The 15435-nt window shown below is 41.5% G+C and carries 11 protein-coding genes; all 11 read right to left on the bottom strand.

Annotated features, from left to right (window positions below; all coding sequences use genetic code 11):
• Positions 1 to 206 precede the first annotated feature (206 nt).
• On the bottom strand, positions 207 to 1148 hold the full coding sequence (locus X953_RS15920; protein WP_040956455.1) for a DMT family transporter: 942 nt from the start codon (positions 1146 to 1148) through the stop codon (positions 207 to 209).
• A gap of 440 nt (positions 1149 to 1588) precedes the next feature.
• Positions 1589 to 3178 (bottom strand): solute:sodium symporter family transporter, encoded by a 1590-nt coding sequence (locus X953_RS15925; protein ID WP_040956456.1) that lies wholly within the window; start codon positions 3176 to 3178, stop codon positions 1589 to 1591.
• A 358-nt stretch (positions 3179 to 3536) separates the two neighbouring features.
• A complete protein-coding gene (manA, locus tag X953_RS15930; RefSeq protein WP_040956457.1) occupies positions 3537 to 4505 on the bottom strand; it encodes a mannose-6-phosphate isomerase, class I in 969 nt (322 codons plus the stop codon).
• An 18-nt stretch (positions 4506 to 4523) separates the two neighbouring features.
• Complete coding sequence (locus X953_RS15935; RefSeq protein WP_040956458.1) at positions 4524 to 5456, bottom strand: ROK family protein; 933 nt, start codon at positions 5454 to 5456, stop codon at positions 4524 to 4526.
• Positions 5457 to 5671: 215 nt separating this feature from the next.
• On the bottom strand, positions 5672 to 6424 hold the full coding sequence (locus X953_RS15940; protein ID WP_369792744.1) for a carbohydrate ABC transporter permease: 753 nt from the start codon (positions 6422 to 6424) through the stop codon (positions 5672 to 5674).
• A gap of 68 nt (positions 6425 to 6492) precedes the next feature.
• On the bottom strand, positions 6493 to 7431 hold the full coding sequence (locus X953_RS15945; protein ID WP_040956460.1) for a carbohydrate ABC transporter permease: 939 nt from the start codon (positions 7429 to 7431) through the stop codon (positions 6493 to 6495).
• Between the two features lie 415 nt (positions 7432 to 7846).
• Positions 7847 to 9097, bottom strand: coding sequence for an ABC transporter substrate-binding protein (locus X953_RS15950; RefSeq protein WP_052350246.1), 1251 nt, complete (start codon positions 9095 to 9097; stop codon positions 7847 to 7849).
• 147 nt (positions 9098 to 9244) lie between these two features.
• On the bottom strand, positions 9245 to 10663 hold the full coding sequence (locus tag X953_RS15955; protein WP_040956462.1) for a response regulator: 1419 nt from the start codon (positions 10661 to 10663) through the stop codon (positions 9245 to 9247).
• A 3-nt stretch (positions 10664 to 10666) separates the two neighbouring features.
• Positions 10667 to 12100: a sensor histidine kinase gene (locus X953_RS15960; protein WP_040956463.1), complete on the bottom strand. Its 1434-nt coding sequence runs from the start codon at positions 12098 to 12100 to the stop codon at positions 10667 to 10669.
• A complete protein-coding gene (locus X953_RS15965; RefSeq protein ID WP_040956464.1) occupies positions 12097 to 13080 on the bottom strand; it encodes a sugar-binding protein in 984 nt (327 codons plus the stop codon). The genes X953_RS15960 and X953_RS15965 overlap by 4 nt, the downstream gene beginning before the upstream one ends.
• Before the next feature lie 342 nt (positions 13081 to 13422).
• Positions 13423 to 15360 (bottom strand): family 16 glycosylhydrolase, encoded by a 1938-nt coding sequence (locus X953_RS19220; protein ID WP_052350173.1) that lies wholly within the window; start codon positions 15358 to 15360, stop codon positions 13423 to 13425.
• Positions 15361 to 15435: the final 75 nt, after the last annotated feature.

Below are 15435 nucleotides of genomic sequence, written 5' to 3' on the forward strand. Positions count from 1 at the left end.
GAGACACCAGGCGTTAGTTGAGAGACATTGTCCAGATTTGAGAGAGCCCACGCTTCATATGAGAGAAACAGCTTAAATACGAGAGACGTTGCTAGAATTTGAGACACAATAGCCTCCATATGAGAGACTCACCCTTCCATTTAAGAGAACCAGCCTCATTTTGACAGAGCCTCCCCACATACTAGAACCTCCCAAAACACCACAAATCACCTAGCCCGCGCCTCGTTCCTCGCAGCTCTTCCCTTATAATTCACCGCAATAATTCCGACTGCCACAAGGAAAAGCGCCCCAATAATAAACATATTCAATCGCTCACCAGGTACAAACATGGCAGATAAAATGGCTCCGGAAACCGGGGTGATGAATTTGAACATACTGATCTCGCCAGCTTTGTTATATTTTAAAATGGAATACCATAGAGCAAATGCTGCCGCTGACAGTAAGGCAGAATAAATTAGTAGGCCATAGCCAAGCGGAGTAAAAGTGATTGCACCCTCATCTAGTCGTGGCAAACCGATCACCAGTAGCAACGCTGCACCAATGGTTAATTGCCAGCCCGTCAACGCGAAGGGGTGAATCCCGACAGCGAGTTCTTTTGCCATAATGGTACCGATTGCGCCGGTCAATGCTGCTAAAATCATATAGCCTTCACCTGTCAGCTGAAAGCTTAATTGCAGCTCAGAGCCCCAGTTGGCGACAATTACGCCACCAAATCCGGCAACAAGACCGATTGCTTTTTTCCAATTCAAACGATCATTATGATAGAAAAAGTGCGCTAATATTACAGTGAAGAAGGTTCCGCTGGAAACAAGAATAGCCCCCTGCATGCCGGAAACCTTTCCCAGACCATTATAAAAGAAGTAATATTGCAAGGCAGTTTGGATAATACCAAACAGGATTAAAAACATAAACTGGCGTTTTGTTACCAAAAGACGTCTCCAGTTAACAAAAAGCATGCCAATTAACAAAATTAATCCAGCCATTAAAAAACGCCAGCCAGCAAAGACGATTTTGGCAATCGTATCATCTGGTGCCATTTGTAATTCTTCATAACTTACTTTTAAAACAGGGAAAGCACTCCCCCACAATATTGCACAAAAAATGGCGATGCTCACGACAACCCATTTCTTCTTAAGTATACCATCCACTTCAGGTCATCTCCTACATTGATTCTAAACAATACCTATCATTATAACGCAAGAGAATGTTGCCGGTCAGGTTTGACAACTTGAAAACTTTTGGAAATGGTGTAGCTGCGGATGGTTGGTTAGGTAAGCGGATTTTGGTGAGGTGGCGTGTCTCTCAATTGGGTTAGGGGTTCTCTCATTTGAGGCGGCTGTCTCTCATATGAGGTGACGCTCTCTCATTTGAGGCGGGTTGTCTCTCATATTAAGCTGGGCTCTCTCATTTGAGCGACGCTCTCTCTCATATTAGGCGAGACTCTCTCATTTGAACCATACTCCCTCTCATATGGCAGGATCTCCTCTCATATCAACCACACTTCCTCTCAAACCAAGCCCAGACTCGCTCCCCATCATCACAAAAGGGATTTGCCCTCCCATCCGGCAAACCCCTTCCATTGTTCACATTATTGCGCGATCCCTAATGGGGAGAAGATCACATAGATAATGACCATAATAGCGACTGCGCCCAGACCTACTGGGTAAGCGAGTTTCCATGGTTTGAGGTCAACTGCTTTTTTATCCTCCAACACAAATGCGGTGTCGCGTGGCTTGATCTTGCCCATGATTAGCATGAATGCGGAGCAAAGCACGAACAGGATAGCGAGAATGTGCAAGTAATGCACGCCTGTATCCCAGAACAGTTGCGTGATCGCATAGACAATAATGAATGCGCCAAGTGCGATTTTTGCAGCAATTGCCGGTACTCGCTTTGTCGTATAACCAATAATTAATATGGTGAAAATCGGCACATTATAGAACCCGTTTACCATTTGGAAATATTGGAAAAAGCCTTGTGGCATCAGATCAATCAATGGTGCCATACACATGGCGAAAATAGCGATAAATGTTCCGAACACCTTACCACGACGGATGAGTACAGGGTCCGAAATATTTGGCTTCACATATGGCTTGTACACGTTTAACATAAATAACGTAATCGTTGAGTTCAGCCCGGAGTTAAATGATGACAGAATCGCACCAAATAATACGGCAGCGAACAGGCCGACAAGCGGAAGTGGCAACACGTGATTTACTAGTGCTGAATACGCATTGATCGGGTCAAGCTTATCGCCGAGCAGGTTAAATGCAATAATCCCTGGTAAAACCAGAATAACTGGGCCGATCATTTTTAAGAATGCAGCAATTAATAGCCCCTTTTGTCCCTCTTTCAAGTTTTTCGCAGCAATGGCACGTTGCATAATATGCTGCGCAGTTCCCCAGTAAAATAGGTTAACTAAAAGCAAACCGGTAAACATCGTTGAAAATGGCAGTGGTTCTTTTTCGCCGCCGATTGCATTCATTTTTTCCGGTGTATTTTCCACAATTGTTTGGAATCCGGCGATTGGTGAACCGTCTCCTAAAAAGGCCAAGCCTAATACCGGAATAAGTAGCCCACCAAACAATAAACCAATACCGTTAATGGTGTCAGAAACGGCAACCGCTTTCAGTCCACCGAAAATAGCATAAATGGAGCCGACAATTCCGATTGCCCAAACAGTGATCCATAGTGCGGCAGTATCACCAACACCAAACATACCTTGAACGTTGAACATTTCGCGTAAAGCGACAGCACCTGTGTACAAAATAGGTGGCATCAGGTTTAATATGTACCCAAATAAAAATAAGATCGTTACGAACAATTTTACACCTGGGTCAAAACGGTCCTCCAGGAAGTCCGGAATTGTTGTGATTCCACCCTTTAAATATCTCGGCAATAAATAAAACGCTACCAAAACAAGAGCTAAAGCAGAGCCAACTTCCCAGCCCATTGATGCGATACTGAATTCATAACCCTCTGCGTTCAAGCCAACAAGCTGCTCTGTGGAGAGGTTTGTCAGCATTAAGGATCCGGCGATTACCCAGCCAGTCAGGCTACGACCACCAAGGAAGTAACCATCCGAAGTAGTAAGATCCTCCTTGCGTGTTTTCACATAAGAAATAATTGCAACTAAAGCTGTAAAAAATAAAAATGAAGCAATGGTGATAAAAGCCATGTAAAATACCCTCTCTTCTATGATGAAATAATCTATGTTTCTACTAATCCGCTTACATAAAAATCACTAATATAATGAAATCGTTATCTTTTTTGTATAAAACCTTCTTTCTTAATTAATTAAATTAATTAACTTTAAATTATCCTATCATCAACTTAAAATAACGTCAATCACCTTTTGACGAATTTCCATATTTTTAGATAGTTCCTTTTAACTTTTTTTGTCAAAAGGCAGGACCGTCCTGCTTCGAGTCTCACGCTTCCTTCCCTTTCCAAACGCCTGCCTTTTTTAGTCCACTCAAACTCTCCACAACAAAAAAAGCTGAACAGATTCGATCCCTGCTCAACCTCTATATACTCTATCCTCTTGATCCCCTACCCTCACTTGCCACAACAAGCTCCATTTCCCCATATAATCTATAATCCGCATTGCCTGCCGGTAAAATAAAATGATCTCCTTTTCGTAAATCATAGGTATTTTCCATAACAAGCTTCCCTTCTCCTGCAATTACACTGCATAATAGGTAGGTCTTTTTCATGGAAAGATCCACCTTCCCCATCACCTTCCAATGCTCGACAGTAAAATAATCTCCCTCTATGAATCTCGTTAATTGGAAAACTTCTTGTTGCTGGAAAATGACTTCTTGTGTGGTGTCCATATGGGGAAGCCGGGTTATATTCATCGCTTCATCAAGATGCAGGGGGCGTGCTTTCCCATTAACGTCCTTTCGATCATAGTCATAGACCCGATACGTGATATCTGAATTTTGCTGGATTTCCAGAATGACAATTCCTTTCCCAATCGCATGCAACGTTCCACTCGGTACATAGAAAAAATCTCCTTGCTTCACTTTTACTTTGCGAAGCAGTTGCTCCCATGCACCGCTCCCCACCATCTCGGAAAATTCCGCTTTACTTTGCGCATGATGGCCAAGCACAATTTCGGCATCTTCTTCTGCATGTACAACATACCAGCACTCTGTTTTACCGTTCGGCTCACCCGCTTGCTCTCTTGCATAGAAATCATCTGGGTGTACCTGGACAGACAGGTCGTCATTGGAATCAATCAGCTTTACTAAAAGTGGAAAGTGTCCTGATGATGAATTTTTTCCAAATAGCTCGGGATATTCTTGCCATAGCTGCTGCAATGTCTTCCCTTTCCATTGCCCATTTTTAACTACAGAAGGACCCGTGGGATGGGCAGAAATTGTCCATGCCTCCCCTGTCTTTGTGCTAGGGATTTGGTAATCAAACAATTGGCGTAAACGCTGCCCTCCCCATATACGTTCCTGGAAAAAGGGTTCCAAAAATATGGCGTCGTTTTTCATCGTTCCATCTCCTAACCCCTACTTTTGTAATTGATTTTTGGAAACGTCCAAGCAAAGTGCTGCAGCACCAATGACACCGGCATGCTGTGCCAAACCTGCCGGAACGACCTTCGTCTCCCTTCCACTTGGATTTAATGCATAATTGCTGACATATGATTGCACATGTTCAAACAAAGCATCGCCCACCTGTGTCACACCACCGCCAATTACAATTTTTTCTGCATCAAATGTGTTAATAAGCGAAACACATGCTGCGCCAATCACATCAAAAACGCGCTGAATGAACAGAAATATTTTTGTATTTCCATCAAAATAAAGCTCAAAGATTTCCTTTGCTGTAAGCTCTTCTCCCATGATGGCGGAGCCCCTTTTGGCAATAGCCGTACCAGAAGCGATCGACTCCAGACAACCAGTTTGACCACAGGAACATGGACCAAAGGACGGATCCATTACCCCATGCCCGATATCGCCTGCATTGCCTTTGTGACCATGCAGCAATTTTCCATCACAGAAAATCCCTGCACCAATCCCTGTACTAATCGTCAAGTAAATGAAGTGATCCTCGCCCTGTGCGGCACCAAGCCACTTTTCCGCAAGGGCCGCAGCATTTGCGTCATTTTCTAAAATGATCGGCTTAGAAAAGTGACTTTTCATATAGGCCACAATGGAAATATTCTGCCATGATGGCAGATTGGGTGGACAGGTGATTTCCCCCTTGTTTATATCAAGTGGCCCAGGTGCTCCGATGCCAATTCCAAGAATGGCATCCCAAGTTACTTTACTCTTCGCCACAAGCATTGTTACCTCATCACAGATCCGATCCAGCATGGCGGTTGGCTGAATCGACAAGTCCATCGGTATCACGTGATGTGCAAGCATGCTGCCAGCTTCATCCACGACTGCCATGGCAACCTTCGTACCTCCAATATCAATCCCTACAGCATAATTCAATCCATTTCCCTCCTTCTTCCCTACACAAAAACCTGCTTATGGTTTGATAACGTAAAAAGCAGGTTTGTCATGTTTTGCAAGTTTTTAAAAATATACTAGATGTTTCCAAGCAACCTTCTGAATATTATTAGAGAAAGCTACTAATACCACCATGGCTTTCCCCTTCACATTGTCCTCTCCGCTTTTTCTTTCCAACATCAGCACGATCAATCCAACTATCCCTTCACAGACCCTGCCAGCAGTCCTCTTACAAAATATTTGCCTGCAAAAATGTAGACAAGCAATGTTGGTAAGGCTGCGAGTAATGCACCAGCCATTTGAACATTCCATTGGACGATCTGGCTGCCGGATAAATTTTGCAGGGCGACCATGACTGGCTGCTGATCCGAGGTTGTAATCGTTACAGCAAACAAAAACTCGTTCCAAATATTCGTGAACTGCCAAATAGCCACAACAACAAAACCGGTAATTGATAATGGGATAATAATATGACGGAAGATCCCCAGGAAGCTCGCTCCATCAATTTTTGCAGATTCAATCATCGAATCGGGAATACTCGCATAAAAGTTACGAAACATCAATGTCGTAATCGGTAGGCCGTACACGACATGAACGAGAACAAGTCCTGGTATCGTATTATACAAATCAATGGTCCGTAAAAATTGGATGAGCGGAATCAAAATACTTTGATATGGAATAAACATCCCGAACAAAATGATTGTGAAAATGGTATTTGCACCTTTAAATTTCCACTTGGAAAGCACATAGCCATTCATTGCACCAAGAAGTGCGGAGAGCAATGTCGCAGGCACAACTAAATAAATACTATTCATGAAGTTTGGTGCGAGCTTTGTAAATGCCTCACTATACGAACTGAAGTCAATGGCGCTTGGGAGTGTCCACATCGTAGCAAGTGACACTTCATCAAGTGGCTTCAAACTCGTAACAAGGATGACATAGATGGGCATAATGAAAATAATGGCAAAAACGATTAATATGAAGTATTTTATGAACTTGCTAATTGGGAAGGCTGCCATTATTTATCCCCCTTTCTGCTTGACCAAAGATATGGAACAATGAATATTGCAACTAATAACAGCATGATAATCGCAATTGCAGCACCGTTTGCATAATAGTTTCCACGGAAGGTGGTTTCAAACATATATACACCTGGTACATCTGTTACAAAGTTGGCGCCTGAACCTGTCATCGCATAGATTAAATCAAAAATTTTCAACGAGATATGTGCCATGATGATAACCACACTCATCGTAATGGGCATCAGCATGGGCAGGACTACTTTCAGGTATACTTGAAATTCACTGGCCCCATCCATACGAGCAGCTTCCCGCAACTCTTCCGGAATTCCGCGCAAGCCTGCCAAGTACATCGCCAAGGAAAAGCCTGTCATTTGCCACACTGCAGCGATAACGACCGCAATAATTGCCACAGGCAAACCAAATTCAATGCTACCCCATTCAAATCCTGCAAGAATCGTTGTATCTGTATACCATTTAGGCTGAATGCCAAAGACACTCAAAAATTGGTTAAACCCTGTCGATGGGTTTAATAGCCATTGCCACACAACCCCAGTAACGATGAAGGACAAGGCCATTGGGAAAAGAAAAATATTCCGGAAAATAGATTCTCCCTTTAATTTCTGATCAATTAATATCGCTAATCCCATGCCAAGCACGATAACCAACCCAATAAATAAGATGGTAAAAAATACGGTATTCCGTAAATCGGCTTGAAAGCGAAAATCATTAAATAAATAGATATAGTTTTTTAATCCGGCAAACGAAAAATCCGGGACAAGCGAATTATAATTACTTAAAGAAACATAACCGGTCCATCCGATAAATCCATAAACAAAAACGAGAATCAGAATAAATGATGGAATTAAAAATGCAATTGCTGTCCAATGATCCTTTGAAATTCTTCGTTTGGGATTTCGTTGTGCTTGATTCTCCATTGGTGTTCCTCCTAACTAGAGACTTCGCATCATAGAGAAGGCTGCCTGAATAAAAGAGGCAGCCCACTTTATTTAATTTTTTCAAAATGTTTAACAATTATTTGGTGAAAAATATTTGATCCTTAGAGACCTCCTGCGGTAATTATTGAATTTATATTGCCCCATTGATTTACGTTACAGACGGACGCTTTCCGCCGGCATGGCTTCAGCCGCTTCCTCCGCTACGCTCCGTCCAGGGTCTTCAGCTCATGCTATTCCGGCAGGAGTCGCGGGCCTACAGGACGTTGGTCATGCAATCGTTGCCACAGGACGTGGCGTTTTTAGATTGCCGTCTTTCACTTCAATCAATTTATATGCGTTTTTCGTTAGGATAAATAATTTTGCGTAATAAAATCACTAACATATTTACTCGCGCTTACAACTCACCTGCTGCGTTCTTCAGTGCTTCTATGAAGTTATCTACATCACGCTGTGTAACAAAAATGTTTACTGCCTGGTTTGCTTTTGTTACAAAGCCTTCTGCTGCTGCAGAGCCATGAGCAAGACTTGGTGCAAGATTAGCATTCTTGAAATCTTCTATTGTATCTTTGCCGTAATCATCATATTTAGATGGATCTGCATCCACACGTGCCGGGATGGAGCCCTTCAACGGGTTGAATGCATCCTGGCCTTCTACAGAGCCAAGCACGGTTAAAAATTCCTTTACTTCATCCGGATTTTCTACACCTTTTGGTAAGCCAAACGTATCTGTGATTACCATAAAGTCACCATCAGTATCTGGGAATGCCACATAACCAAAGTCTTTATTTGTTTCCAAATTCAAGTCGTTTACAAAGTAACCCTTTGCCCAGTCACCCATGTTTAACATCGCAGCCTCACCGTTTGCTACAAGCTGACCGGAGTCCTGCCAGTTACGGGAAGCATGATCCTCATTCACATAATCAAGCATCTTGCCAAATTTTTCTGCTGCTTCCTTTACGCGCGGGTCATCAAAGGCAATTTCTCCTTTAAACAACTTGCCATAATCATCTGGTCCAAGCACACCGAGTAGGACGTTTTCAAAGATTTGTGTTGCTGTCCATGATTCTTTATCACCTAATGCCAATGGTGTTACGCCAGCTTCCTGAAGCTTATCTGCTGCCTTAAAGAATTCATCAAATGTTGTTGGTACATCTACACCGTTATCTTCAAACACTTTCTTGTTGTAAAAAATAACGTTTCCGCGATGGATGTTCACAGGAACAGAATAAATATTGCCATCCTGACTAACGAGATCTATTAAGTCTTCCGGGAATTTATCCATCCATTCATTCGCTTCATACAAATCATTTAGTGGTTGCATTTTATCTGCGGCAACCCAGCTTTTATTCAGCTCTTCTCCGCCATGTACCTGGAACGTGGAAGGTGGGTCATCCCCTTGCATCCGTGTTGCCAGAACAGCTTTCGCATTCGTTCCCGCACCACCAGCTACTGCAGCGTTTTCCACAGAGATGTCAGGATGCTTTTCTTCAAATAAATCAATTAATGCTAGTAATCCATCTTCCTCTCCAGCACCTGTCCACCAGCTGAAAATTTCTACCTTTCCTTCTCCTCCACCCTCACTTGCCTTCGCATCGGAATCGCCATCTTCTTCTTTCGCTGAATCCGAGCTACAAGCTGCCAGCATGAGAACAAGGGCAAATAAACATAAGCCGAATATCTTTTTCACACTAAAAACCCCTTTCTGTATTGGTAACGTTTACAATTTTAATTATAAGAAATTTCAAACAGGATAGGCAGGGAAATTTCCTGCACTATTTTACGGTTTCTTGCACTATTTAAAGATGGAGCGCTGAAACTGCTTTGGGGATTCATTAAAATGCTTGCGGAATACCCTGCTGAAATAGTTGGGATTGTTGTAGCCGACCATATAGCTGATCTCTTTTAATGTATACTGATTGCTCTCTATCAACTTCTTTGCCTGTTGCATCCTGATTTTTGCCAGGTATTCTGTGAACGTTTCCCCACGCTCCTGCTTAAATATATTGGAAAAATAATTGGTGCTCAAATGAACCGTTGCCGCTACTTTTTCCAATGTTAACGGCTCCTGATAATGTTCCGCGATATAATGCTTGGCTTGTTCCATATATTGTTTGGATTGATGCAGCTGCTGCATATGCATACAGCTTAGCAATAGAAAATCACACCAAGCCTCCGTTGTTTTCAACATGGAATAGGCACGCACGCCAAGCTCCATATCTCTTTCCATAAATAAGCTTTTTATTTTTATGTACAGCTCTTCCAGGGTGCTCTCCGGAAACTGCACTTGATACTGCCGGAACATCCGAACAGCCTCCTCGCCATCCCCCTTCTCCACCAAACCAAGCAAGCCTTCAACAATGTGCTCAAGCATCACATCCTGTTCTTTTTCATTAGGAAAACTAAAATTACTTTTTCGATCTGCAGCCAATTGGAGTGACGCGGTATATGCCTGCTCATAGGATAGATAAAGCTGAGCGAGTCGTTTCACAGGAAAACCAATCCCAATATAGACAGCACCTTCCAGCTGGTTGGAGATTTTTTTCGCTAATGTAAGCAGCTCTGCTTTTTCCATTACAACATCAGCCAGAATACAGACAGTCGCCCGCTCGCCCGACAGCCGGCAAATAAAGGTGTACGGACAAATCGAAGGAAGCACCTCCATCAATCGCTTCCCATCCGCCTTTTCCGAAAAAGTCACAACAAGAAAACTACCGCTTTTCATTTCCGGAAAAAGCTGTTGCTTCATATCATGCAGCTCCTCGGAGCCCTTTTGCTTCATCGCCTGCAGCAGAAAACGTTCTTCAAGCATGGCCCTAGATTGCTGTTGCAATTCTTTTTCCGTTTCCAATTCCTTTTTTATTCGCATGATTGCTTTCACAATCTCCTCTTTTTTTCCTGGTTTTAAAATATAATCTTTAATCCCGTACTGCATCGCTTCCTTCGCATAGTCGAAAGAGTCATAAGCAGAAACTAAAATGAACTTCGTTTGCGGATGCTGTTTGTGGATCTCCCGAATCGCTTCCAGACCATTAATGCCAGGCATTTTTATATCCATAAAAATCACATCTGGCTGCTTCGCTTCTGCCAATTCAATTGCCATCCGGCCATTGACTGCTTCACCAACAACCGTCATTTCAGCAAAATTTTGCTCAATAAATTTTTTCATTGCTTTTCTTTCCAATAACTCATCTTCTGCTATTATAATACGCATCTATCATTCTCCTTTCTGCTTCGGTAAAAGTAAGCGAATGGTCGTCCCTTCACCCAGTACAGATTCAATTTCGACAACATCTGTCCGCTGGTAAAAAAGCTGTAATCGACGAATGACATTAGATAGCCCCAATCCAGTAGAATGTCCCTCATGCGCCTCTGGTGGCAGCCCTTGTTCAGACATGCTGAGAATTTGCTGAACCCTCTCGCGTGACATTCCTTTTCCATCATCCTTTATTTCTACACAGACCATGGTGGTTGATTGATAGACATTCAAGGAAATCCGGCCACCATCCTCTTTTTCTTCTATGCCATGAATAAAGGCATTTTCAACAAGTGGCTGCAAGGTTAACTTTGGGAGCTCGATATCCATACATGTTTCATCCATTTCCAATACAAACTCCACCCGTTCCGAAAAACGGACCTTTTGAATATGAAAATAATCCTCCACGACTCCGACCTCATCTGCCAATGGAACACGTTTATCAATCTGCCCCAAGCTATGCCTTAACAGTGCTGCTACAGCATCAATGAGATTGGAAGTCGATCTCGCATCTTCCAGAAAAGCCATCTTGGAAATGGTATTTAATGTATTAAAAAGGAAGTGTGGATTAATCTGATTTTGCAAATGCTTTAATTCCATCTCCTTAATCAGCCTGTCGAGCTCCGACTGATCTTTGATTTCCGTCACAAGCTCATCAATATTTGCCCGCATATGATTAAAGGTATCGCCAAGCAATTTCAGTTCATCATTTGTATGGATATGTACCGGCTCCCCTCGCAGCTCACCTGCCGCAACTTGCTTCGCCGCATGGGACAGCTGCTGCACCGGTTTCGTAATTCCTCTGGAAAACCATAATGCAAAGAAAATTGCCAGCATCATAGTAGTAATAAATAAGAAGGCAATAAATACAAAGAAATGGTTATTTCGCACCTGTAAATTTTGATAGAAGGCTTGGTAATCGGTCAATTCCACATCAATGATTTCGAGTGCAGCTGCTTGGATATAGGAAGCAGTTATTCTTGTTTCCTCCAGGTGTGCTGTATATTGCTCGATATCGTCCTGCAGAGTAAATCCGACCGTTAATTCACTTTCATAAATAAATGTCTCCAGCAGGTTCATGTAATTTTTTATTTCTATTTTCGGTGTATCTGCATACAGATATGTCAGCCTGTCCTTGTCTTTCTGCAGCAATTTTTTCGCTTGGAAGTAACTCGCTTGATTCTCCTTATCCGGATTCGTGACAACGGTCTTCGTCCGCAAATAGAGCTCTTCCGATTTTTGTGCAACCGAATTTAATAGGAGAAATTGTTCAAAACTATCATGATATGTATTCGTTAACTGATTGGAGCTCACAAAGATAGAAATGGCAGTCACCTGGAACAGGATAATAAAAACAAGAAAGTAGACAGTAAGTTTCCCTCTAATTGTTTTCATCTCGCTACCTCCGGCTTTACCTGTAAGTCAGCTTTTTCAATAATTTCCGTTTTCGTATAAATCTTATTGTCTACCAAGTCTCTATTTTGCAGATCAATCAGCACGTCCACAGCCATTGACCCCATTTCTTCCGGATACTGGGCAATGGTTGCATCAATTTTACCTTCCCGGATCAGCTTCATCGTCTCAGGCAAAATATCAAAAGAGGTAATCAACACATCCTTTGTAGGAAAAATTTGCTGGATACCCTCTACCATTCCTAATCCATCAAGGGCACTTAGGCCAAGTAGTGCGTTAATTTCCGGATGTTGCTTCATCATGACATACGTTGCTTGTGTGGCACCAATTTCTGTAATGTTCGATTCCTTGATCTTTGCAATTTGGATGCGGGGGTGGGCTTTGATCGCATCCTTAAACCCTGCCAGTCTCTCCTGCTGGTTAATTGCTTCAAATCTCCCCACAATCACACCAACATGCTGCTCTCCCTTTGTATTTTCAATGATATATCTGCCAGCAAGCTGTCCTGCATAAAAATTATCTGTCCCCACATAAGCCTTGCGCTCACTCGGCACATCTGTATCAATCGTAATCACTGGGATATTCCTTTCCACGCCTTTATGGACAAGATCAACAAAACGTTCTCCCTCGATTCCCTGCACAATAATCCCATCCACCTTTGCCGCAATCATCCGATCAAACAGTTTCAACAGCTGATCATTATCCGCCTTGCTTGGTGCAATATATTCCAAATAAATATCTTTCTCCGCAGCAGCTCGCTTCGCCCCTTTTTCTACTAAACGCCAATAATTATTTTCCGTCTCTTCAGCTACCAGGGCGAAGTGGTAAGAATAGTTTTCTGCCTTGCTCGTATCTGGGACAATATAGAAGGTTTTATATCCAAAAAAAAGCATGGCACTGATACTTCCCACAAATAACAAAATACTGATGCAATATATAAATAGCTTAGTAGATACACGCATATTATCACCCACTCCCGTTTATATATTTATCTTAGCATGAGTATTACAAAAATGGAGAATTTTATAAAAATGCACATTAATAGTAAAGCCTGGAATTATAAAATAGCTGTAATTGCAAAGTCCATTAAACTTTTCCCTCTATTAGCAGATCTACCACAACAAATAAGCCGAACTCATTCGAAATCTCGTTAGAAGACTTGAATAAATTCGACCTATATGCAAATTATTTTATTTTTATCTCAGTTTGGTTCATCTAGGGTAATTGTTCCGCTGAAATTTAAAAATGATTATGGCTTTTCTGAGGCGTTTCTAATTTGCTACGCGTCTCTAGTTCTCTCCCTTTTAAGGAGCTAAATTAAACTCAATTTCGCGCATAGCCATTTTATTAATCCATTTCAGTCCTACATCTGTAATAATAATTTTTACTTTTGACGTATTCATATTTTCAATATCGACTTCTAATGTTTCTCCAAGCTCTGTCTTACCTGAATCCGTCCAAGGGATACTATATTCCTGGTTATTACTTACCCAGCTATTACTATCTTGATCCCAAGCTGCTAACTTGAATTTTCTTATTCCCTGATCCTGACCATAATTTGTTGTAAAAGATATTGAATTTAATGTTACTTCCTTTCGAAAATCATACATAATCGCTACTTCTTTATCATGTGGCAGGTGGTTACCGCTGAATACAAATTCTCCACTATTTTTGTCAAGAACTCCATCAAACAGTTTAGATAATTCTGCCTGACTATTTGCTACACCTAAGTTTTCACTTGTATATGGAGGTGGTAAAATAACTTCTACGTGTAGAGTTGGCTCTGCCACTCCTTTTGTGTGCTTTAGATGTGGAAGTATACCACGTTTTGTAACCGATTCTCCATTATTAATCTTTTCCAAATCTTTTTCAGTAATCGGCTCCCATTTAACAAACTCTTGGGTTTCAACACCGTCACTCCACGTCACGTTCACATAAGATTTTGTATTTGGCAAGTTAGGTTCTGTATAAACTTCCCCAATATTCCCTTCCACACTTGAAGTATATTGTTTTAAAGCTGCCTGTCCTTTAACAGCTGTTACCTTGGAATCTTCAATACTTACAACTTTAAGATCTTGCTTTGAGTGGTCCTCATTCTTTTCAGGTAACTTCTTGTAAACTCTGACATAATCAATATCAAATGTGTTTGGATATGGCATCCATTCCCACGGGCCCGTCCATCCTCCTGCTCTTTTTTCATATTGAGAGAATAGCTGGATCATAGGATAGTCAATATTTACGTTTTTACTACCTACTACCTTATTATCAACATAAAAAACTAATTTATCAGGATATGCACCTGATCCCGTTCCCTCTTGCCAATCCAAACCAAATGTATGCCACTCATCGTGGAAATTTGCATTTGGATTCGTAAAAGTCTCCCCTTGGTCTTTAACTGCAAATGCATCATTATCATTCCAGGCATGAAATGCTCGAGGAACCGAGGTCTTTTGCCTTCCCAATATTTCAAATATATCAATTTCAGCAGAGTGGTCTTCCCTATCTTCAAATCCTGTTAACCACCAGGCTGAATGTCTTGAGGATCCTGCTTGACCCTTTGCTCTAATTTCATAATAGCCATACTGATTTATATGTGTTAATTGCGTATCGACCGGATTTCGTACTACATTCGTACCGTTCCAATTGTGAAGTGCATTTCTATTCCCAGTTGTAAACCCACTCACTCTTGTTTCCCCATCATACTCTGGTGCCCAAGCAGGTGTATCCTCATTCACCATAAGATGCATCGCGCCATCTTTTATTTTATAAATTGGTTTAGCGTATTTTGGTGTTCTTGTCCAAGATGAAAGATATTGATCCACCCATAAATCTGAATCCAATTTCCCATTAGGGTGATTAAATTCTTCATCAAAGATCAAACGATAACCATCTTTATTTATTGGACTTGCAGGGGTATGCTTTCCCCATTTCGCCGTAAGTGTTAAATCTCCTTCTGGTTTGTACGGAAAGATCATTTCGTATTTGTTATCTGGACCATAGAACCATCCTAGGAAATCATATCCCTCTTTCTCGATTTTTGAAAATGGCACTTTTTTCTCCCTAAGCTTTTCACCCTTACCAAGCTTTAATTGTTTCATGCCTTCTCCATTATCAGGATTAAATGTTATCACAGGTTTAGTAGAATTTGTTTTTTCGGAGGATCCCTCCTTCGCAAATACACTAATACTATTCATACTAAGAACTACAAGTGTTACTAACAAGATACTAATAATTTTTTTCAATTCATCATCTCCATCTATATAAGTAGTTTAAAAGGATTTTGTGAATATTACTTGAGTGATAAATTCAAGTATATG

The organism is Virgibacillus sp. SK37, assembly GCF_000725285.1.
Lineage (GTDB): Bacteria > Bacillota > Bacilli > Bacillales > Amphibacillaceae > Virgibacillus_Q.